This window comes from Vibrio chanodichtyis, from assembly GCF_028863985.1.
In the GTDB taxonomy this organism is placed as follows: Bacteria; Pseudomonadota; Gammaproteobacteria; order Enterobacterales; family Vibrionaceae; genus Vibrio; species Vibrio chanodichtyis.
The window spans coordinates 1-23229 of record NZ_JARBFT010000004.1 but is presented as its reverse complement, the minus strand read 5'-3'; the positions used below and the strand labels follow the sequence as shown (position 1 = coordinate 23229).

General features: G+C 48.1%; 19 protein-coding genes. 3 read left to right on the top strand and 16 right to left on the bottom strand.

The features are described from left to right. Nucleotides 1–48: 48 nt before the first annotated feature. From dnaE to rpsB, 16 genes are all read right to left on the bottom strand, one after another. Entirely contained in the window at nt 49–3528 is a 3480-nt protein-coding gene (dnaE, locus tag PUN32_RS05355; protein WP_274722131.1) for a DNA polymerase III subunit alpha, read from the bottom strand. A 198-nt stretch (nt 3529–3726) separates the two neighbouring features. Further along, nucleotides 3727–4347: a ribonuclease HII gene (rnhB, locus tag PUN32_RS05350; protein WP_274722130.1), complete on the bottom strand. Its 621-nt coding sequence runs from the start codon at nt 4345–4347 to the stop codon at nt 3727–3729. A 15-nt stretch (nt 4348–4362) separates the two neighbouring features. Beyond that, a complete protein-coding gene (gene lpxB, locus PUN32_RS05345; RefSeq protein WP_274722129.1) occupies nt 4363–5511 on the bottom strand; it encodes a lipid-A-disaccharide synthase in 1149 nt (382 codons plus the stop codon). Between the two features lie 160 nt (nt 5512–5671). Further along, complete coding sequence (lpxA, locus tag PUN32_RS05340) at nt 5672–6460, bottom strand: acyl-ACP--UDP-N-acetylglucosamine O-acyltransferase (protein ID WP_274722128.1); 789 nt, start codon at nt 6458–6460, stop codon at nt 5672–5674. A gap of 1 nt (nt 6461) precedes the next feature. Next, complete coding sequence (fabZ, locus tag PUN32_RS05335; protein ID WP_206212105.1) at nt 6462–6893, bottom strand: 3-hydroxyacyl-ACP dehydratase FabZ; 432 nt, start codon at nt 6891–6893, stop codon at nt 6462–6464. A gap of 108 nt (nt 6894–7001) precedes the next feature. Beyond that, the gene (lpxD, locus tag PUN32_RS05330) at nt 7002–8054 is read right to left on the bottom strand and encodes a UDP-3-O-(3-hydroxymyristoyl)glucosamine N-acyltransferase (protein ID WP_274722329.1); all 1053 of its coding nucleotides are present in this window, start codon (nt 8052–8054) and stop codon (nt 7002–7004) included. A 9-nt stretch (nt 8055–8063) separates the two neighbouring features. After that, entirely contained in the window at nt 8064–8573 is a 510-nt protein-coding gene (locus tag PUN32_RS05325) for an OmpH family outer membrane protein (protein WP_274722127.1), read from the bottom strand. 14 nt (nt 8574–8587) lie between these two features. Then, the gene (gene bamA / locus PUN32_RS05320) at nt 8588–11002 is read right to left on the bottom strand and encodes an outer membrane protein assembly factor BamA (protein ID WP_274722126.1); all 2415 of its coding nucleotides are present in this window, start codon (nt 11000–11002) and stop codon (nt 8588–8590) included. 48 nt (nt 11003–11050) lie between these two features. Beyond that, the gene (gene rseP, locus PUN32_RS05315) at nt 11051–12409 is read right to left on the bottom strand and encodes a sigma E protease regulator RseP (protein ID WP_274722125.1); all 1359 of its coding nucleotides are present in this window, start codon (nt 12407–12409) and stop codon (nt 11051–11053) included. Next, a complete protein-coding gene (gene ispC, locus PUN32_RS05310; protein ID WP_274722124.1) occupies nt 12406–13614 on the bottom strand; it encodes a 1-deoxy-D-xylulose-5-phosphate reductoisomerase in 1209 nt (402 codons plus the stop codon). Before ispC ends, rseP begins: the two co-directional genes overlap by 4 nt. Nucleotides 13615–13662: 48 nt before the next feature. Beyond that, nucleotides 13663–14505 carry a phosphatidate cytidylyltransferase gene (locus PUN32_RS05305; RefSeq protein ID WP_274722123.1) on the bottom strand — a complete coding sequence of 281 codons (843 nt, stop codon included), beginning with the start codon at nt 14503–14505 and terminating at the stop codon, nt 13663–13665. A 17-nt stretch (nt 14506–14522) separates the two neighbouring features. Continuing rightward, nucleotides 14523–15275: a polyprenyl diphosphate synthase gene (gene uppS / locus PUN32_RS05300; RefSeq protein WP_274722122.1), complete on the bottom strand. Its 753-nt coding sequence runs from the start codon at nt 15273–15275 to the stop codon at nt 14523–14525. Nucleotides 15276–15366: 91 nt separating this feature from the next. Then, entirely contained in the window at nt 15367–15924 is a 558-nt protein-coding gene (gene frr / locus PUN32_RS05295; RefSeq protein WP_166013479.1) for a ribosome recycling factor, read from the bottom strand. Nucleotides 15925–15977: 53 nt separating this feature from the next. Then, entirely contained in the window at nt 15978–16709 is a 732-nt protein-coding gene (pyrH, locus tag PUN32_RS05290) for a UMP kinase (RefSeq protein ID WP_274722121.1), read from the bottom strand. 184 nt (nt 16710–16893) lie between these two features. After that, entirely contained in the window at nt 16894–17736 is an 843-nt protein-coding gene (gene tsf / locus PUN32_RS05285; protein WP_274722120.1) for a translation elongation factor Ts, read from the bottom strand. 152 nt (nt 17737–17888) lie between these two features. Continuing rightward, nucleotides 17889–18617 carry a 30S ribosomal protein S2 gene (gene rpsB / locus PUN32_RS05280; RefSeq protein ID WP_166013482.1) on the bottom strand — a complete coding sequence of 243 codons (729 nt, stop codon included), beginning with the start codon at nt 18615–18617 and terminating at the stop codon, nt 17889–17891. 364 nt (nt 18618–18981) lie between these two features. On the opposite strand from rpsB, the gene map reads away from it, so the two are divergent. The 3 genes from map to PUN32_RS05265 all read left to right on the top strand — a co-directional run bounded on the left by map (nt 18982) and on the right by PUN32_RS05265 (nt 23139). After that, complete coding sequence (map, locus tag PUN32_RS05275) at nt 18982–19824, top strand: type I methionyl aminopeptidase (protein ID WP_274722119.1); 843 nt, start codon at nt 18982–18984, stop codon at nt 19822–19824. Between the two features lie 104 nt (nt 19825–19928). Continuing rightward, entirely contained in the window at nt 19929–22559 is a 2631-nt protein-coding gene (gene glnD / locus PUN32_RS05270) for a bifunctional uridylyltransferase/uridylyl-removing protein GlnD (protein ID WP_274722118.1), read from the top strand. A gap of 193 nt (nt 22560–22752) precedes the next feature. After that, nucleotides 22753–23139, top strand: a complete 387-nt coding sequence (locus tag PUN32_RS05265) for a DUF3461 family protein (protein WP_274722117.1) — start codon at nt 22753–22755, stop codon at nt 23137–23139. Nucleotides 23140–23229 lie beyond the last annotated feature (90 nt).

The window sequence follows — 23229 nt, the reverse complement described above, 5'->3', positions numbered from 1 at the left end:
ATCCTTTCTGACTCAGCCAGGCCACCTTTAGTGCGCACTGGCTGAATTTTAGTTAAATTCGAGTTCTACCTGATCCTGACCAAGTAGCTGCTTTAATTCGTCTAACAATGTATCGCTGGGCGTGACTCGCCACTCTGTGCCTAAGGTTAGGCGCGCTCGTGCATCTGGGCGCTGGTAGTATACATTGACCGGTACAGTTCCGGCGCGGTGAGGTTCCAGTATCTGACTAAAACGCTCAAAAAAGAGTGGATCAATCTGCGACTGTAAAATCGAAATCGATAAACCACGGGCAAATTTTTCACGTGCACCACCCAAGTCCATCAGTTCACGCGCCGACATTTTAAGCCCGCCATTGAAGTCATCAAAGCTGACCTGTCCACTAACCACCAGAATTTTATCTTTTTCTAACCAATCTGCATACCGATCCAACGCTTCAGAGTACAGCATCACTTCCATACGTCCAGAACGATCATCTAAGGTTAGTAAACCGATCCGCGTGCCACGTTTGGTGGTCATCACCCGCGCGGCTATGACTAAACCGGCGACGGTTAATGACTGATCACGGCGAGTTGGTGCCGCTTCATTCAAGCGACAACTGGTGTATTGGCTCAGCTCTTTGAGATACTCATCCACCGGATGCCCAGTCAGATACAGACCCAGTGTTTCCCGTTCGCCTTCTAAGCGCACTTTTTCTGGCCATTCGGGTGCTTGGGTATATTTTTGCTCAACCTCTTCTGGCGCATCGGTCAGCACGCCAAACATATCCGCTTGTCCAAATGCTTCGGCTTGGTGATGTTGGCTGGCTGCGCGTACCGCATCATCCACCGATGCCATCATCGCCGCACGGTGCGGGCCTAATTTATCTAACGCGCCTGCCAGAATCAATTTTTCAATCACCCGCTTGTTGACCTTTTTCAGATCAATCCGCGCGCAGAAATCAAATAAATCTTTAAAATAACCCTGTTGCTGACGCGCAGCGAGGATCGCTTCAATCGGACCTTCACCCACCCCTTTAATCGCGCCGATACCATACACAATCGCCCCATTATCATCGACGTTAAAACGATACAAACCAGAGTTAATATCGGGGGGCAACACGGTTAAGCCCATGTTTTTGCACTCATCGACCAAACCGACCACTTTTTCGGTGTTGTCCATATCGGCGGTCATTACCGCCGCCATGAATTCTGCCGGGTAGTGGGTCTTTAACCATAAGGTTTGGTAAGAAACTAAAGCATAAGCGGCTGAGTGCGATTTGTTAAATCCATATCCGGCGAATTTCTCCACCAGATCGAAGATTTTCATTGCCAGTTCGCCATCGACACCATTTTGTTCAGCACCATCTTGGAATACTGCCCGCTGCTTGGCCATCTCTTCTGGCTTTTTCTTACCCATCGCACGGCGCAGCATATCTGCCCCACCCAAAGTGTAACCCGACAGGACCTGAGCAATCTGCATCACCTGCTCTTGATAGAGGATGATGCCGTAGGTTGGCTCTAAGATCTCTTTGAGCGACTCATGTTGCCACTTTTCATCCGGATACGAGATCGCTTCGCGGCCATGTTTACGGTCGATAAAGTTATCCACCATCCCCGATTGCAGCGGCCCGGGACGAAACAGCGCCACTAGAGCGATAATATCTTCAAAACAGTCCGGCTGTAGCCGCTTGATCAGCTCTTTCATGCCGCGTGATTCAAGCTGAAATACCGCGGTGGTTTTAGCATCTTGCAGATTGCGGAACGAACGCGCATCGTCGAGTGGGATCGCTTCAATCCGGATTGGTGCCGCACCGTTTTTTTGCAAGCGTGGGTTAATCAAGCCCAGCGCCCAATCAATAATGGTCAGGGTGCGTAAGCCTAGAAAGTCAAATTTGACTAATCCTGCAGTTTCAACATCGTTTTTATCAAACTGAGTGACCGGGAAATTGCCCTCCGCATCGCAGTAAATCGGTGCAAAATCGGTGATCGCAGTCGGCGAAATCACCACCCCACCAGCATGTTTGCCGGCGTTACGGGTACAGCCTTCCAGAATGCGACACTTATCGATCAGCTCTTTAACTTCTTCATCCGCGTCATACAGCTCTTGCAACGCGGGCTCGGCGATAAAGGCTTTTTCCAGCGTCATGCCCGGATCGGGCGGGACTAATTTGGAAATCCGATCGACAAAGCCAAACGGATGACCGAGCACGCGTCCCACATCACGGATCACCGCTTTGGCAGCCATAGTACCGAAAGTAATAATTTGTGATACCGCATCACGACCATACATTTCGGCAACGTGATCAATCACTTGGTCACGCTTATCCATACAGAAATCGACGTCAAAGTCAGGCATCGATACCCGCTCAGGGTTCAAGAAACGTTCGAACAGCAGATCGTATTCCAATGGGTCCAGATCGGTAATTTTCAGCGCATACGCCACCAATGAACCCGCGCCCGAGCCGCGCCCCGGCCCCACTGGTATATCGTTATCTTTTGACCACTGGATAAACTCCATTACGATCAAAAAGTAGCCGGGAAAGCCCATCTGGTTGATCACATCCAGCTCAATTTGTAATCGCTCATCATACTCTGGGCGACGCTCGGCACGCACTTGCGGATCCGGGAACAGAAATTCGAGCCGCTCTTCCAACCCTTGGCGAGATTTCATCACTAAGAAATCTTCAATCGCCATACCATCGGTTGGGAAATTAGGTAGGAAATATTCGCCTAAGCGGACAGTTACGTTACAACGCTTAGCAATCTCGACACTGTTTTGCAACGCGGCAGGGATATCAGCAAACAGCTCACACATCTCCGCTTCACTGCGCAAATACTGTTTCGGACTGTAATTTTTCGGGCGACGTGGATCTTCCAGCGTGTAGCCATCATGGATCGCGACACGAATTTCGTGCGCTTCAAACGACTCTTCGCTGATAAACACCACTTCGTTGGTCGCAACCACCGGCAACTGATACTGTTCAGCCACTTCTAGCGCAAAGTGTAGGTAGCTCTCTTCATCGGCACGCCCAGTACGGATCAGCTCGAGGTAGAAATGATCGGCAAAGTGAGTCTGATAAAACGCTACACACTGTGCAACTTGCTGTTGATTGCCTTTGAGTAACGCGCGCCCTATCTCACCATTTTTACCCCCTGAGAGTACGATCAGCCCTGCGGCGTGTTCCACCAACCACGCTTTATCCAACACGGGTTGATGCTGGACATGGCCTCGTAAATAGGCTTTAGAAATCAATAATGTGAGGTTTTTATAACCGAGATTATCTTTGGCGATCAGGGTCAGTTTGGTCAGCTCGTCACCAAACTCTTGCGATTGCAGCATGAAGTCCGCGCCAATGATCGGCTTAACCCCGCAGTTATGGGCGGTACTGTAAAATTTTACTAAGCCGCATAGGTTGGTGAAGTCGGTCAATGCCATGGCGGGCATGCCCATGGCGGCGACTTTTTTCACCAACGGCGAAACTTTGGACAAACCATCCACCATCGAAAAATCACTGTGGGTACGTAAGTGGATGAATTTTGGGTCTGACATGCAAGCAATATCCAAATTTGGGAAACGCAATTGCGCCCTATTCTATACCAAAACGACTTGGAGTTGCAGATAGGCGGCAAGAGAGTGAATCCCCATGAGCATCGATAAACTATGTGATTGGGGTGAACCAATCTAGCCAACACCGCTGCCGCTTCAAATAGCCAGGGGATAAGTTAATCTGCGTTGGCTTTCAGTTGCTTATTGTCGGCCAAGGGCTCGTTTTACCGGACCAAAGCTTGTACGGTGTTGGGCAATTACGCCATGCTGCTCAATCGCGGCTAAATGTGCAGCCGTCGGGTAGCCTTTGTGCTGAGCAAAACCAAATTGCGGATATTGCTCATCCAGCGCTTGCATCTCTTGATCGCGGATCACTTTGGCTAAAATCGAAGCGGCACTGATTTGTGCTACGCGCAAATCACCTTTGACCACCGCTTGAGCATCCATCGGCAGTTGTGGCACTTTATTACCATCCACCAACACTAAATCCGGCTGCAGCGCCAACCCTGCCACTGCACGCTGCATCGCAACCAGCGTCGCTTGCAAGATGTTAAGTTGATCAATCTCTTGCGGCGAACAGCGACCAATTGACCAAGCTAAGGCTTTTTGCTGAATCTCAGGAAACAGCGCTAAGCGTTTTTTTTCGCTGAGTTTTTTCGAATCATTCAAGCCGATGATCGGCTGATTGGGATCGAGGATCACCGCGGCAGTGACCACATCCCCGACTAAAGGGCCACGCCCAACTTCGTCTACCCCAGCAATCAAGGTATAGCCGGTGGGGATCTGAAATGGAGGCAGTTCAATGCTTGGTTGTTTGGCCATGTTGTTTTCTCAATCTTATAAATTTTGTTGCTCAATCAAATGCAGTACGGCTTGCGCAGCTTGTTGATCGGCATCTTTACGGATCCATTGATGCATTTCGGTAAATTTGTTCATCAAAGCTTGATTATCACTGTCGAGCAAACGGCTCACTTCATGGTAAAGATTGTCGACCGTGCAATTCTCTTGCAGCAGCTCTTTGACCAACGCTTCACCGGCCAAAATATTCGGCAATGAGACATAAGGCGTTTTCAGCAGCCGTTTCGCCAGCCAGGCCGTCAAGGCATTCACACGATAGCCGACCACCATTGGCCGCTTGAGCAACATGCACTCCAAGGCCACAGTACCGGAAGCCAGCATCACCACGTCAGCCGCGGTGATCACATCCCGCGCGGTATCATCCACCAACACAAAATTAAGCTCTGGGGCAACTTGCTGCCAAGCCTGTTCAAACTCTGCACGCCGTTTGGCATTCACTAAGGCGACCACAAAGCCAAGATCAGGATAACGGGCATGCAGTTTTTGACAAGTGGCGATAAAGGGCTCAGCCAGCAGCTTCATTTCACCACCACGACTGCCGGGCAATACGGCTAACCAACGACGTTGCTGATCTAAGCCGAGTAACTGACGCGCTGCTGATTGATCCGGCTGTAGTGGAAGCGAGTCAGCTAAGGTGTGGCCAATAAACTCGCACGGCACCTGAAAACGATCGTAAAACGCTTTCTCAAACGGTAGAAACGCGAGGACTAAATCGGTGGCTGCCGCAATACCGTGGATCCGATTTTGTCGCCAAGCCCACACCGATGGACTGACGTAATGCACGGTTTTAATGCCCGCTTGTTTGAGGCTCAGCTCAAGGCGTAAATTAAAATCCGGTGCATCAATGCCGACGAACACATCTGGCGGATTAGCGGTGAAATATTTGACCAATTCAGCTTTGACTTTTAGTAACCGTGGCAAACGCCCCAGCACTTCAACCAGCCCCATCACCGCCAACTCTTCCATATCAAATAGAGATTGGCAGCCAAGCGCGATCATTTTCGGCCCACCGATGCCAACAAATTCAGCCTCTGGATAACGTGCACGTATCGCTTGGATCAAGCCGGCACCTAAGGTATCACCGGAGAGTTCACCCGCGACGATGCCGATCCGTAATGGTTTGTTCATCCTATTTCCTCTGGCGTTTTATCTATACCACACCCTATTCGCTACCGACTAAAAAGGCAAAAGACCGCAGCAAAGCAGCGATCTTTTTATAGCTCGGTGAGAGTGTGCAACTCATGACAGAGCACGAGTTAGCAAGCGGTTAAGCTAACAAACGGTTGAGTTAGCGAATAATGCCACGCTGTGACTGTTGCAGAAACTCAAGGAACAACTGCACGCTAGGATATTGTTCAGCGTCTTGAGCAATTTCTGCCTTAGCTGCATCTAAGGTCAGGCCATTGCGGTACAAAGATTTGTACGCTCGACGAATCGCATGAATTTCCGCTTTTTCAAAACCACGCCGCTTCAGGCCTTCCACGTTGATGCCAAATGGCGCACAGTGGTTACCTTGGGCCATTACATACGGTGGCACATCCTGCACCACAATCGAACCACCACCAAGCATACAGTGGTCGCCAATTTGGCAGAACTGGTGAATCGCCGACATACCACCAACAATCACTTGATTACCAATTTTGACATGTCCGGCTAACGTTGCATTATTGGCGAAAATACAGCGATCCCCAATCACACAGTCGTGGGCCACATGGGCATTGATCATAAACAGGTTATCGCTACCCACCACGGTGATCCCTTGATCTTGCACTGTACCGCGATGCATGGTCACGCTTTCACGGATAGTATTGCGATCACCAATAATCAGTTGCGTATCTTCACCTGCGTATTTCAAGTCCTGACACGCTTCACCTATCGAGGCAAACTGGAAAATACGGTTGAAACAACCAATTTTGGTCGGGCCTTTGACCACTACATGGGAGAGCAATTCGCTACCTTCACCGATTTCTACTTTGCTATCAACAAAACAGAATGGGCCAATTTTAACGTTGGCACCAATAATCGCGCCAGGCTCGACTACCGCACTAGGATGAATTTGGGCAGATTCGTGGATCATATTAAAACTCTCGACGTGCGCATTTAAGTTGAGCGGAACAAACCACATCACCATCAACCTTGGCAATACCATTAAACAGCGCAATACCACGGCGCTCTTTGACAAATTCAACTTCAATCATCAGTTGATCGCCAGGGGTAACGGGTTTGCGGAATTTGGCGTCATCAATGCTAGCAAAATAGTACAGTTCATTTTCTTTTGGTGCGCCAAAGGTTTTGAACGCCAAAAGACCGGTAGCTTGCGCCATCGCTTCTAAAATCAGAACTCCGGGGAAGACCGGCAGTTGTGGAAAATGACCGGTAAACTGAGGCTCATTCACTGACACATTTTTTAGGCCAATTAGGTACTTACCTTCTTGATAGTCGGTCACACGATCAATCAGCAAAAATGGATAGCGGTGCGGCAGAAGCGATTGAATTTCAGTGATATTCATCGTTTTCTTATCAGTATTCAAAATCATCATCCTGTGTATAAATAGATAAATAGGGGGATACCCAACAGCGAAAAGACTCGCAATCTGCGAGCCTTAGTAACCAACCGTTTAAGCTTGGGAGTTATCGGGCTGCTCTTCAGCGGATTGTTCCAGAATTTTTTCCAAAGCTTTCAGTCGTTTATGCATATCTTCAATGCGATGCACTCGAGCGGCAGTTTTACGCCACTCTTTGTTGGTTTGCAGCGGAATACCAGAAGAGTACATGCCTTTCTGCTCAATGCTACGCATCACCATACCCATGCCAGTAATGGTCACACCATCCGCAATCTCGATATGCCCGTTGAGCACACTCGCGCCACCAATAATGCAATACTTACCGATGCGAGTGCTGCCAGCAATAATCGTACCACCAGCTAGAGCACTACCATATCCGATGTGCACGTTATGAGCGATTTGCAGTTGGTTATCGATGATCACGTTATCTTCAATCACGGTATCGTCTAACGCACCGCGGTCAATCGTAGTACAAGCGCCGATCTCGACTCGATCACCAATTCGCACTGAGCCAAGCTGTGGGATTTTGATCCATTCACCACGTTGGTTGGCGTAACCAAAGCCATCAGCACCAATCACAGTGCCGGACTGAATTAAACAGTCAGCGCCAATCTCTACCTTATGATAGATGGTGACATTCGCCCACAGTTTAGTGTTCGCCCCTAAGCGAGCTTGCTGACCAATAAAACAGCCTGCGCCAATCACCACGTTATCACCAAGCTCAGCGCCGGATTCAATCACCGCATTGGCTCCAATCGAAACGTTGTGGCCTAACTTTGCATCTTCGGCAATCACCGCGCTCGGCGCAATTCCGCAGGCTGGCGCTGGGGTCGAATCCAGCGCCTGAGTCACTTTGGCAAACGCGACATAAGGATCGGCCACCACTAAAGCGTTACTCGGGCACAATTCACGCTCACTGGCTTTCACCATGACCACGGTCGCTTTACAGTCGGCTAAATGTTTACTGTATTTGGGATTAGACAAAAATGTCACATCACCTTGCTGAGCCTTATCCATTGGCGCAACGGCACTGACTTGTGCATTCGGATCACCGAACAGTTCCCCTGCGGTGATAGTAGCCAATTCGGCTAAAGTTAGTGTGATCATCATGCTCGATTATTTAATGGCTTTAATAACTTTTTCAGACAAATTGTGCTCTGGCTTACCGTATTGCATCGCGCTGGTATCCAATACCACATCGTAGCCTTCTTGCTCTGCCACTTTGGTTACTGCATCTTGGATCACTTTAAACAGCTTTTGTTTTTCTTCTGCTTCGCGACGCGCTGATGCTTCTTCCAACGCTTGGGCTTTGATCTTGTATTTGCTGTCTAACTGACCAATTTCAATCCGCAATTTTTCAATTTCATCTTGGCCCATTAACTGACCATCACGTTTGAGCTTTTCAATTTTGGTTTTGGCATCGGCTTGAATAGATTGCAGTTCTGCCGCTTTATCTTTGAACTCATTTTGCATTTTTTGCAAAACCACTTCACGCTGCGGCAGGGCCTGAAACACTTGGGCAGTGTTAATGTAACCAATTTTTTGTGCCGCTTGCGCCGCATTCGCCAACATCGATGAGCTCAAAATAACCAAACCCAATCCGGCTGCTTTCATCATATTGTTCAAATTATGTTCCTCTCCTAGAAGGTTCTTCCAATCGTGAAGGTGAAGAATTCTTCGTCATCGCCTTCATACTTTTTAATCGGTTTAGCCAATGCAAACACTAACGGCCCCATTGGTGAGACCCACTGCAGCGCCACCCCATACGAGGCGCGATAATTCGTGGGATCTGAATAGTCATAGTAATACTGGTTACCGTAATCGGCACCACGCTCGCGATAATCGAACTCGGTATCCCATACGCTAGCCGCATCAACAAACACACTGGTACGAATTTGGTTGCGCGCCTCATCAGAGGCAAATGGGGTTGGTACAATCAGCTCGATACTGGCTAAGCCAATCGCATTACCACCGACTGAATCATCGGTTGCGGTATCACTACCATTGTTGGAACCGGAATGATCACGGTAAACCGCTTTCGGCCCTGCCGAGTTTGAGCCAAAACCCCGCAAAGAGGTAAAACCACCGGCGTAGAAGTTCTCATAGAATGGGAATAGGTTATCTTGACCATCGGTCTGTCCATAGCCATTGCCATACCCTAACCGACCGCGCAGCAACAGAGCAAACTCATGCTTTTTAGTCAGCGGGAAGTATTGGCGCACATCGTATTGCAATTTGAAATACTGCGCATCCGAACCTGGTACGGTCATTTTATAGAACAGACGCTGATAGTTACCGGCAGTCGGGAAGTAACCACTGTTGAGGTTGTTACGTGTCCAAGCCAAGTTAAAATCAAAATCGTTGGTCAGTAAATTACCATCATCATCCAGATTACTGGCTTGCGCGATCAGGAATTTTTCCGCTTGTTCATAACTGGGTAAATTACCGATCTTGTTGTGGGTATAACCTATGCCAAACTCAAAGCGGTTCAATTCATCAAATGGAAAGCCCCAGGTTAAGCTTGTGCCATAACTTTCATTGGTGTAGTCAACAATTCCCGCCTCAGAAGCTTCAAACTCATTGTAGAAAACCTTACCACCCAAACTGACCCCATCAAGGTTCCAGTACGGATCGCGATACTCTAAGGTTAAGTTTTTCTGATAATCGTTGATCATCGCGTTCACGCCGACCCGATTACCTGAACCTAAGAAATTGTCTTGTTCTAAACCAATTTGGAAACTGATCCCAGATTCGGTACCGTAACCGACGCCGAAGTTAATATTGCCTGAGTTCGCCTCTTTAACGCTGTAGACCAAATCAACCTGATCTTCACTGCCCGGCACACGGACCGTCTGTACATCCACCGTTTCAAAGAAACCTAACCGGTTAATCCGCGCTTTACCGGTTTCAATGTCTTTAGAGTTGAGCCACGCACCTTCCATCTGGCGCATTTCGCGGCGCAACACTTCATCACGAGTGCTGTTATTACCGACAAACCGAATATCACGCACATAAATACGCTTACCGGCTTCAACATCGACTACCAGTGAGACTTGCTGGGTTTGATCATCAAATTCAGGAATGGTCCGCACTTGTGGGTATGCATAACCTGCCTCACCAAGCACTTTCTTGATGCTCTCTTCTAAACGTGTCACTGCCGAACCGTTATAAGTTTCACCGATCTCAAACGGGATCAGTGCGCTAAACTCCGCCTCTTTGCCTTTCAGTTCACCACGGAACTGTACTTGGCTTACTGTGTATGGTTCGCCTTCATTGAGGTTGAGTGTGATATACACGCCTTTCTTATCTGGCGAGATCGCCACTTGCGTACTATCGACCTGAAATTTTAGATAGCCGCGATCAAGGTAGTAGGTGCGCAGTGCTTCAATATCGCCAGCCAGCACTTGCTTTTGATATTTGTCATCGGACAGGAAATTCCACCACGCAATATCCACATTCAAGTTAAAGCGTGACAGCAGCTCTTTATCGCTAAACACTTGGTTGCCGATAAAGTTGATTTGCTGGATCTTGGCAGAAACCCCTTCGGTAAAGACAAACTTAAGGTCGGCACGATTACGCGGTAGTGGCGTAACCACCGCTTGCACCGTTGCATTGTACTTACCGACACTGTAATAGAAATCTTCTAGGCCTTTTTCAATATTGCTCAAGGTCGTGCGATCTAACGCTTCGCCAACCCGAATGCTGGAAGCTTCCAAATTTTGCTTAAGCTGCTCTTCTTTGATCGCCTTGTTACCAGAAAATGAAACGCTGGCAATCGTCGGGCGTTCTTTGACTTGCACGACCAAAATATCGCCATTACGCAGCACTTTGACATCTTCAAAGTTACCAGAGGAATAGAGCGCTTTAATGATATTCGCCACATCTTGCGTATCGACACTATCGCCAACCCGCACCGGCATCCTCAGCAAAGCCGCACCCAAGGCGACCCGCTGTAGACCGTTGATTTGAATATCCTGTACCACAAATTTTTCGGCCGCATTGGCTGACACGCTGGTAGCGAGCAATGTCGCGAGTAGAATCTGTTTCATCGCCATATTGTTTTGAGTTATTCCTTACTGCAACGGTTGCCTAATGTTTATCGATCACAGGCGAGTAAAATCATTAAAGATTGCTACGGCCATTAAAGAGAAAATGATAGCACCACCAATCCGGTAACCCATTTCCTGCACCTTTTCTGGTACTGGGCGACGGATCACCGCTTCAATCATGAAAAACAGCAAATGCCCACCATCGAGCATCGGCAGCGGCACCAAATTAATAATGCCAAGGTTAATACTGATCAGGGCTAAAAAGCCTAAAAAGTAGACAAAACCAAAATCTGCGGTCATCCCCGCCCCTTTGGCGATGGAAATTGGCCCGCTGAGGTTATTTAACCCCACATCACCGACCAGCAGTTTTTTTAACATGCTAACAGTGAGATTGATCACTTGGCCACTTTTCTCAACCGCTTTGCCAAGCGACTCAAATACACCAAATTGCAATTCAAATCGATAGTTTTGCGGCCATTCTGCGACTTTTGGTGCGATTCCCGCAAAGCCGATCACTTTTCCTTGCGAAAGCTCTCGACTATCGGGGGTGAGCCACAGTTCAACTTGCTGCCCCGCCCGCAGTACCAATACGGCGATCGGTGTATTCGGGTGGCTTTGAATAGCCGTCACCACTTGTTGCCATTCACTGATCGTCTGACCATTAATTTGCAACAAGATATCGTCAGCTTGCAGCCCAGCCCGCTCACCTGCCCCTTGGGCAGTCACATTGGCTAATTGGTTAGAAATTTCCGGCGTAAACGGCTTAAAACCAAGAGCCCTCATAGCAGACTCTGTTTCAGGGTCAAAGTTCCAATCACGCAGATTAATTGTCTTGATTTGCTCATGACCCACTTCTTGTGCGCTGGTCACGGTTAAGGTCAAACTGGCATCGCCAATATGGCCGATCAGCCCCATATTGACCGACTCCCAATCTGGCGTATTGACACCAGAAACGGCTTTAATTTGCATGCCGGGTTCGAGACCCGCTTGCGCAGCGATTGAGTAAGGTGTGACTTCACCAATCACAGGTTTCACCGCGGGCACACCAATCATAAACATCAGCCAGTAGGCAAAGATGGCAAATAGAAAATTGAACAATGGTCCAGCACTGACAATCGCAGAGCGCTTCCACAACGATTGTTGGTCAAACGCCATGCCTTGCTGTTCTGCCGCGACTTGATCCACTCGACCATCCAACATCTTGACGTAGCCACCGAGTGGGATCATCGCCAGCGAATATTCGGTACCATCACGACCCGTTCGTGACCAAATCGATTTACCAAAGCCGATTGAAAATTTTTCCACTTTAACGCCGCAGCGTCGCGCGACCCAAAAATGTCCAAATTCATGCACCGCGACTAAAATACCCAACGCGATGATAAAGGAGATAAAGTTCCAGAGGATATCGTTCATACTTGGCGCTCTGTTATGGCTTGGTGGGCAAAATGTCGGGCCATTGTATCTAGCTCAAGTAGGCTTTCCAAGTCTCGGTAATCGAACGGCGTGTGGGTTGCACAAACCTTAGATAAAACCTGCTCATTGATCCGCGCGATGTCGGTAAAGCGAATCTGCTGCTTTAAAAAAGCCTCTACCGCCACTTCATTGGCGGCATTAAGTGTAGTGGTCGCATGCTGGCCGATAAAGCAAGCCTCCATCGCCAGTTGCAAGCAAGGGTAGCGAGCATAATCCACCTCCATAAACGTCAATTGTTGTATGCGGGTGAAATCAAGGGCTGGCACTCCGGCAGCAATGCGCTGCGGATAGGCTAAAGCATAAGCGATCGGCGTAGCCATATCCGGCTCTCCCATCTGCGCCAGTACCGAGCCATCTTTGTACTGTACCATCGAATGGATCACCGATTGAGGATGGATCAGCACTTTAAGCTGCTCACGCGAGGTATTAAACAGCCATTTCGCTTCAATATACTCAAGACCTTTGTTCATCATGGTCGCTGAGTCGACGGAGATTTTCGGTCCCATGGACCAGTTTGGATGCGCGATCGCCTGTTCTGGCGTGACTTGATCAAGCTGTGCCACATCACTATAGCGAAATGGGCCACCCGATCCGGTCAATAAAATATGTTCAATACCGTGCTGCTGTAAATCACAGCGTCCGAGCTCAACTTGAATCTCACTCGGTAGACATTGGAAAATGGCATGGTGCTCGCTATCAACCGGGATCAGCTCCGCACCGAATTGAGCGACGGCATCAATAAACAGTTGGCCAGACATCACCAACGCTTCTTTATTGGCTAACAGTACCCGCTTGCCCGCCTTGACCGCCGCCATGGTCGGCAATAACCCCGCCGCGCCGACAATCGCTGCCATCACGGTATCCACCTCATCCAGCGCGGCCACTTGGCACATCGCGGATTCACCGTACAACACCTCGGTGGCCATCGGCTGTGATTTGAGTAATTGTTGTAACTCTGCAGCCGCTTGGGCGCTGGCCATCACTGCGTACTTAGGTTGCCATTGGCAGCACAGTTGGTACATTTTGGCCACATTGCCGCCAGCAACTAAGGCGACGACCGAAAACTGCTGTGGATTTTGTGCTAGCACTTTGAGGGTGCTGGCTCCAATTGAACCGGTGGCACCTAAAATGGTGAGTTTACGCATAGTGAAGATCGCTGTTATTCACAGCAGGCTGCTTAAGCAGCCTGATGATTAGAATAAAAAATAGAGTAGAGCAAACACTGGGAACGCGGCCGTTAGGCTATCAATTCGATCCAAAATGCCGCCATGCCCAGGAATAATATTGCTGCTGTCTTTAATACCAGACACTCGTTTAAACATGCTTTCAACCAAATCACCCAATACCGAAATCACTACGGTGATTAAAATGATCAGCAACATGCTAACAGTGGAACTGAATGGGATCGCAAACCATTGGGCGGCCCAATAACCGACCAGCATCGCCATCACAATCCCACCGATTAAGCCTTCAATAGTCTTATTCGGGCTGACTGCGGGAGCCATTTTATGTTTACCGAAGCTTTTGCCGACAAAATAAGCACCACTGTCAGCCGCCCAGACCAGAAAACAGACGAACAGCACTAACTTCGCGCCATAAAAGGGATCGCTGAGGTAAGAGTGCGCGCGTAAAAACACCACGCTCCAGAAAAAAGGCAACAGGGTGAGCAGGCCAAATACATGCCGTACACTGCTCGAAGGTTCCCAACAGGGACGCGAACGAGGATAGGTCAACGCGAGAAGACTCGAGACTACCCACCAGACACTGCCGATCATCAACAGGGTCAAATGGGGAGTGGCCATCTGGCTGATGCTCGGTAATTCAACATTGATCAAAGCAAGGCTAAGTCCACCAAACAGCAAAGCAGGCAGCATAGATAATGGGCGCGAAGTTTGGTTAACGAACTGCGTCCATTCCCAAAATCCAAGTAACGTGACCACGGCAAGTGCCACCATAAACCACGATAAAGGCAAATAAATAATGCCCAAGATCACCAAAGGCGCGAGAACAAGCGCAGTAATGATTCGCTGCTTCAAATTGAGAAGTCCTATATTCAGTTTTCCATCAATGCCTTGATTTGTTCACCAGTACAACCGAAACGGCGCTCACGGTTAACAAACCAAGTCACTGCTTCAATTAGGCAGTTTTCATCGAATTCAGGCCAGAAGACTGGCGTAAAATACAATTCTGCATAAGCGAGTTGCCAAAGCATAAAGTTGCTAATTCGGCACTCACCGCTGGTACGAATCAGCAAATCAACCTCTGGCAGATCGGCCATGGTTAAATGTTGCTGGATCATCGCCTCATCGATTTCAGTCGGCATCAGCTCGCCTTTCGCCACTTTATTGGCTAACGCTTGAGTGGCTTGCAAAATATCCCACTGACCACCGTAGTTAGCGGCGATGTTGACCACCATGCCAGTATTATTGGCGGTTAACGTTTCAGCTTGCGCGATTTTGGCTTGTAGATGTTCGCTAAAGCGGCTTTTATCGCCAATCACACGCAGACGCAAATTGTTCTTATGCAGTTTCTTAATCTCGGAGGAAAGCACCGTGATAAAGAGCTCCATCAGCCCCCCAACCTCTTCCTCAGGGCGACGCCAATTCTCACGGCTAAAAGCAAATAGAGTGATAGCTTGAATACCAAGGCGAGCGGCGGCTGAAATGGTTTTACGTACCGCAGTAACGCCATTTTTATGACCGAATATCCGCGGTTTTCCCTGTGCTTTCGCCCAGCGGCCATTGCCGTCCATAATCACAGCAATATGCTTAGGCAATAATTCCTTGGGAATAGATAGATTTTGCATAAGAAACACAATAAACAATCAAAGAGGCGCAAGAGTAGCATAAAAAAACGCTGGGCTGCGAGCACAGCGTTTTGTTCGCTAGATCAGACGATTAAACTTCCATCAGCTCTTTTTCTTTAGCCGCAAGAACTTCATCAATCTTCTTCACTGCCGCATCGGTCAGCTTCTGAATTTCTTCTTGTGCGCGACGCTCATCATCTTCTGAAACTTCTTTATCTTTCAGTAGACCTTTCAGATCGTTGTTCGCATCACGACGAATGTTACGCACCGCAACTCGGCCACCTTCCGCTTCACCACGCACGATTTTTACCAGATCACGACGACGCTCTTCGGTCAGTGGTGGCAGTGGTACACGGATCAGGGTACCGGCTGACATTGGGTTCAAACCCAGATCAGACATCAAGATCGCTTTTTCAACTTTTTGCGTCAAATCGCGATCGAACACGGTGATCGCCAGCGTTCGTGCATCTTCTGCAATCACGTTAGCAACCTGATTAAGTGGAGTTGGAGCGCCGTAGTAATCAACCGAAATACCCGACAATAAACTTGGATGAGCACGGCCAGTACGGATCTTCGATAGGCCATTTTTTAGTGCTTCAACACTTTTCTCCATACGCTGCTGCGCATCTTTTTTGATCTCATTAATCACAATATCACCTTAATTCTTGTTTTCGTTTTGAGAGCGTTGGGTTGCAAAGACAATTACTGTGCATCGCTGATCAGTGTGCCTTCCGCTTCACCCATCACGACACGACGCAGCGCGCCAGGCTTGTTCATGTTAAACACACGAATCGGCATTTTATGGTCACGCGCTAGAGTAAACGCCGCCAAATCCATCACTTTCAGCTCATTATCAAGCACGTCGTTGTAAGTCAGCTTATCATACAGTTGTGCTTCTGGGTTGGCTACCGGGTCAGCACTGTAAACCCCATCCACTTTGGTCGCTTTGAGAACCAGATCTGCTTCAATCTCAATCCCACGCAAACACGCCGCAGAGTCAGTGGTGAAAAATGGGTTACCGGTTCCTGCAGCAAAAATGACCACACGGCCTTGACGCAGTTCACGAATCGCATCAGACCAGCTGTAGTCGTCACACACACCATTGAGTGGGATCGCTGACATCAAACGCGCATTCACATAAGCTCGGTGCAGTGCATCACGCATCGCCAAACCATTCATTACTGTCGCCAGCATCCCCATATGGTCACCCACCACGCGGTTCATTCCCGCTTTAGCCAGGCCAGCACCACGGAATAGGTTACCCCCACCAATCACCAGTCCTACTTGCACGCCCAGTTCAACCAGTTCTTTTACTTCCTGAGCCATACGATCAAGTACGGTAGGATCAATACCAAAACCTTCCGTGCCTTGTAGCGCTTCACCACTGAGTTTTAACAGAATACGTTGATAAGCGGGTTTAGGATTCGTTGTCATGGGAGTTTCCTTCCAAAGAGAGTTGAGGATTAACAGTCATGAATAGACTTGAGCCAGCGCTTAAATCTATTCATCACGATTAATCGCGACATCATAGCTAACCATCGACCAATTCGTCGTGAAAAGATAGTCGTGAAAAGACCGCAGCCATGGCCACGGTCTTTTAGTGAGCAATCGGCTAGGATTAACCTTTTACCGCCATCGCTACTTCTTCAGCAAAGCTTAGGCCTTCTTGTTTCTCGATGCCTTCACCTACTTCTAGACGTACGAATGCAGAAACAGTTACACCTTTATCCGCAAGAATTTCGCCAACAGTTTTCTTTGGTTCCATAACGAATGGTTGACCAGTCAGAGAAACTTCGCCAGTGAATTTCTTCATACGGCCTTCAACCATTTTCTCTGCGATTTCTTTTGGCTTGCCTTCGTTCATAGCGATACCAACTTGAACTTCACGCTCTTTAGCCACCACTTCAGCAGGAACGTCATCTGGCGTCAGGAATTCTGGACGAGAAGCCGCTACGTGCATTGCTACGTGTTTCAGAGTTTCAGTATCCGCAGAGCCTGCAACTACAACACCAATACGATCGCCGTGGCGGTAAGTTGCCAGAGCAGCGCCTTCAACGTACTGAACGCGACGGATGTTGATGTTTTCACCAATTTTTGCAACTAGAGCAACGCGAGTTTCTTCAAATTGTGCTTGTAACTCTTCGATAGAAGCTTTAGAAGCCAGAGCCGCGTCAGCCACTTGGTTAGCAAATGCAACAAAGTTACCGTCTTTGGCTACGAAGTCAGTTTGGCAGTTAACTTCAACCAGAGCAGCAACGCCTTCGCCTTCTTTGATGATGATGGTGCCTTCAGCAGCGATGTTGCCCGCTTTTTTAGCAGCTTTAGCAGCACCACTCTTACGCATATTTTCGATTGCCAGCTCGATGTCACCGTTAGTTTCAACAAGGGCTTTCTTACATTCCATCATACCCGCGCCAGTACGCTCGCGCAGTTCTTTTACTAGAGCAGCAGTAACAGCCATTCTCTATTCCTCAGTTAATTCTGGATTGGATAAAATTTGAGGGCCTACATTATCGGCCCCCAATGCTAACTATAACTTGGTCTATGCTGCACTATTATGGCGAATAACGCCGAATGTGGCAGATAGCACCTAAGTTTGACTCAGAGCCGAGATTATTCCGCTTCTACGAAACCGTCTTTTTCTGCTACAGCAGCTACGTCTTTGTTACGACCTTCGTTGATCGCTTCAGCCGCTGCATTCAGGTACAGTTGAACAGCGCGGATCGCGTCGTCGTTACCTGGGATGATGTAGTCAACGCCATCTGGGTTAGAGTTAGTATCAACAACAGCAAATACTGGAATACCTAGGTTGTTCGCTTCTTTGATAGCGATGTGCTCGTGATCAGCATCGATAACGAACAGAGCATCAGGCAGGCCGCCCATATCTTTGATACCACCAAGAGACTTTTCCAGTTTCTCCATTTCGCGAGTGCGCATTAGAGCTTCTTTCTTAGTCAGCTTTTCAAAAGTACCGTCAGTAGATTGAACTTCCAGCTCTTTCAGGCGTTTGATTGACTGACGAACTGTTTTCCAGTTAGTCAGCATGCCGCCCAACCAGCGGTTGTTAACGTAGTATTGGTTGCTTGCTAGAGCTGCTTCTTTAACAGACTCAGACGCTGCGCGCTTAGTACCTACAAACAGAACTTTACCTTTTTTGTCGCCAACTTTTACTAACTCAGCCAGAGCTTCGTTGAACATAGGTACAGTTTTTTCTAGGTTGATGATGTGTACGCGGTTACGAGCACCGAAAATGAATTGCTTCATTTTTGGGTTCCAGTAACGAGTTTGGTGACCGAAGTGTACGCCCGCTTTCATCATATCGCGCATTGATACAGATGCCATTTTAAAATCCTCTATGGGGTTAGGCCTCCACATTCCCCACGTATCCGACCCCTTAATTGGAGCACCCCGGAACGCGTGTCGAAATGTGTGTGATTTAAATAATTAGGTTTGTGGCTCCCGACCCTTTTCGCCAATCTGGAGAATAAGGACCCGGATTCCGGCGCGCTTTATACCATATTTTGGCCTAATGTGGCTAGTAAAAATTGTCGTCCGTTAAGCTGAATAGTACTTTTTAACTCGCGATCATCGTTCAGTTAACCAAGGATTTTGGCTCAGTTCAGCCTGTCTCCTTGCGCTTCATCTGTCCATTGTTACAATAGCGCCACTCGCACCTTGTGTGCTCACCCGTGAGTAGAGAAAGCTGATGTCTATAAAAATCAAGAATGCCGTAGAAATTGAAAAAATGCGCGTTGCTGGCCGCTTAGCTGCTGAGGTTCTGGAAATGATTGAACCTTATGTGCAAGCAGGCGTAACCACCGAAGAATTAGATCAGAGATGTCATCAGTACATTACTGAAGTGCAAGGCGCAATTCCGGCACCACTGAATTATCACGGCTTTCCTAAATCGATCTGTACCTCAATCAACCATATTGTGTGTCACGGCATTCCTGCTACTCAAGACAGCCAGTTTGGCCAGCTATTGCGTCCAGCGGTATTGCGCGATGGCGATATTCTCAATATTGATATTACCGTGATTAAAGATGGCTACCACGGCGATACCTCGAAAATGTTTGTAATTGGAGAAGCCTCGATTGAAGACAAACGTCTGTGCCATGTCGCGCAAGAGTGTCTGTATCTGGCGCTGAAACTGGTGAAACCGGGGCTACAACTAGGTGAGATTGGTACCGCAATCGAAAAACACATCAAGACCAATAATAAAAACAATCCACGCTTTAAGTTTTCTATCGTCCGTGATTATTGCGGCCATGGCATTGGCGCTGAATTCCATGAAGAGCCACAAGTGGTGCACTACAAAAATAGTGATCGCACTGTGTTGCGTGAAGGGATGATTTTCACCATTGAACCGATGATTAACGCCGGTAAGTTTGGTTGCCGCTTAGATGATCAAGACAATTGGACCGTTTATACCGCCGATGGCAAAAAGTCAGCCCAGTGGGAACACACGATTTTGGTCACCGCGAACGGCTGTGAAATTCTCACCCTGCGCCAAGATGAAACGCTACCACGACTGCTAAATAACGCTTAATTCGTGCTGGCTTAAAAATATCCCTGCTCAGTCAGGGATATTTTTTTATTGGCTCTCATCTGCTAGATTGACACCATTCGTGTTAACGCCTGCATGGACGCGCTATGCCGTATCAATCACCACTGACCTTTCAACCCGACCAACTCACCGTTGACAGTTTAAAGCAACAGTTGGAAAGTTTTACTGAGTATCAAAAACAGGCTTTTTTCAATCATCATCCGATCACCGACCTTGTACTTGGCCGCTCAGAATATATGGATTTATTGCTGCACCGCCTGTGGCAATTTTTTGGCTTCGATCAACTGCTCGAAGTCAGCCTGATTGCAGTCGGTGGCTATGGACGCGGAGAACTGCATCCGCTGTCAGATATTGACTTGCTGGTGCTTTCACAGCAGCCACTCAGTGAGCCGGTCGCCAATAAAGTCAGTCAGTTTTTAACCCTGTTGTGGGATCTAAAATTAGAGATCGGCCATGCGGTTCGCACCGTTGAACAGTGCGCGGAAATCGGCAAAACCGATTTAACCGTCGCCACCAATTTGCAAGAAGCACGCTTACTCTGTGGCTGTGCGGCCACCTTTCATCAGCTAAAAATGGTCATTCATTCGGAATCCTTTTGGCCAAGTGAGATGTTCTACCAAGCTAAAGTGCAAGAGCAGAAAGCACGTCATGCTCGCTATCACGATACCACCTACAACTTAGAGCCGGATATTAAATCAACTCCGGGTGGGCTGCGCGATATTCACACCTTAAGCTGGATCGCTCGTCGCCATTTTGGTGCTACCTCGCTGTATGAAATGAGCCGCTTTGGTTTTCTCACCGATGCGGAATATCGTGAGTTGGTTGAGTGTCAAAATTTCCTATGGCAAGTACGCTTTGCACTGCACATTGAACTCAAACGTTACGACAATCGCTTAACGTTCGCTCATCAAGTGCAAGTCGCTCGTCATCTCGGTTACTTTGGTGAAGGTAACCGTGGCGTAGAAATGATGATGAAAGAGTTTTTCCGCACCCTACGCCGGGTCGCCGAACTCAACAAGATGCTGCTAAAAATTTTTGATAAAGCGATCTTAAATAATGGTGAAGAAGCACCTGCCGTGGTGATTGATGACGATTTTCAACGCCGAGGCAATCTGATTGAAGCGCGCAAACCAGCCCTGTTCCAAGCGCGCCCTGAAACCATTTTGGATATGTTTTTGCACATGGCTAATGATTCAAGCATCGAATCCGTTGCCCCTGCCACCCTGCGCCAACTGCGCACGGCTCGCCGCCGTTTGAATAAATTTTTGCATACCATTCCAGCCGCACGAGAAAAATTTATCGAGCTAGTGCGTCATCCCAATGCGTTGCATAAGGCATTCAGCCAGATGCACAAATTAGGGGTACTCGCCGCTTATTTGCCACAATGGCATCAAATTGTCGGCCAAATGCAGTTTGATTTATTACATGTTTATACGGTAGATGAGCACAGCATGCGTCTACTCAAACATATTCATCTATTTAGTGATATAAACAATCACGATCGCCACCCGATTTGCTGTGAAATTTACCCCAAAATTCAGAAAAAAGAGTTATTGATCCTCGCGGCAATCTTCCACGATATTGGTAAGGGCCGCGGCGGTGATCACTCGGAGATTGGCGCAAATGAAGCGTTTGATTTCTGTATTGAGCACGGGCTATCAAAACCGGAAGCGAAGCTAGTCGCTTGGCTAGTGAAAAATCATCTGTTGATGTCAGTCACCGCTCAGCGTCGTGATATTTACGATCCGGATGTGATCATCGAGTTTGCCAAAAAGGTGCGCGATGAAGAACGTTTGGAATATTTGGTGTGTCTGACCGTGGCCGATATCTGCGCCACCAACCCTGAGCTGTGGAACAGTTGGAAACGTACCCTACTTGCCGAGCTGTTCTACTCCACACAACGGGCTCTACGCCGTGGTTTAGAAAATCCGGTCGATGTGCGTGAGCGTATTCGCCACAATCAACAAATGGCGCTGGCACAATTGCGCAAAGAGGGCTTCACTAGCCGTGAAATTGAAGTGTTGTGGCAGCGCTTTAAGGCCGATTATTTCCTGCGCCATACCCACCAACAAATTGCCTGGCACTGCGCCCATTTATTACGCCATAGTGACCCCAACCAGCCACTGGTATTACTAAGCAAAAAAGCCACCCGTGGTGGGACTGAAGTGTTTATCTATACCAAAGATCAAGCGGCGTTATTTGCAACCGTAGTAGCCGAGCTTGATCGGCGCAATCTTAACGTGCATGACGCACAGATCATGGCCAGTAAAGATGGTTATGTGCTCGATACCTTTATGGTGCTGGATCATAACGGGCGGGCAATTGAAGAATCACGCCAACAAGCCTTGATCCGCCACCTCGTGCATGTGCTAGAAGATGGCCGCCCAACCACTCAAAAAACACGCCGTATTCCGCGCAATTTACAACACTTTAAAGTCAAAACTCAGGTCGATTTTCTGCCGACTAAAAGCAAAAAACGCACCTTAATCGAATTTGTTGCACTCGATACTCCGGGATTACTGGCCACGGTCGCCGCCACCTTTGCCGAGCTCAATCTTGACCTACATGCGGCCAAAATCACCACCATTGGCGAGCGAGCGGAAGATTTATTTATTCTGACTAACTCACAAGGCACCCGTCTCAATGAGGCAGAAGAGCAGCAACTACGCGAAACGCTGTTTAACAATGTGGCTCATTTAGCGCCGAGTGCTCAGTAAGAAGAGCCAGCCCAAGCTTCGCCATCACCACGTGAGCGGAGTTTGGATGCGATCTTGAGCACAACTTGACGATTAAACCACTGATCTCGTTCGCTGACTGCTAGAGTCAATGGAGCACATGACTAAACCCGATCAGGTGCAGTGCCGTAAGTTGAAATGTTAATGCCGTTTGATGTTAACCAAGAGGTCGCCTATGTATCCCTATTTGCTTGGCTTGGGTATCAATGACCCGAGCCAAATTGAACGCTATTCCCTGCGCCAAGAGGCTCACGCTGATGTGTTAAAGATTTATTTTAAAAAGCAAAAAGGCGAGTTATTTGCAAAAAGTGTTAAGTTTAAATATCCACGGCAGATCAAAAAACTACTGATCGATAGTAACCCTCAGCACTACAAACAAGTGACGGAGATTAATCGAAATTTGACGCTGGTGATCGATGAACTGAACAAGATCACTTCACCACAAGTGATGAATGACATTGATTTAAAAAAGAAAATCCTCAATGACTTACGCCATTTAGAACAGGTCGTCACCCACAAAATTGCCGAAATTGAAGCCGATTTACAAAAGTTAGCCAATTAAATTAAAAGCTACTTAACCTGAACTCGGGATAAAAATAGGCGGGAACTAAAAGCTGGCTCTGCGATCAGATCTTTCGACCAAGAAGGAAAT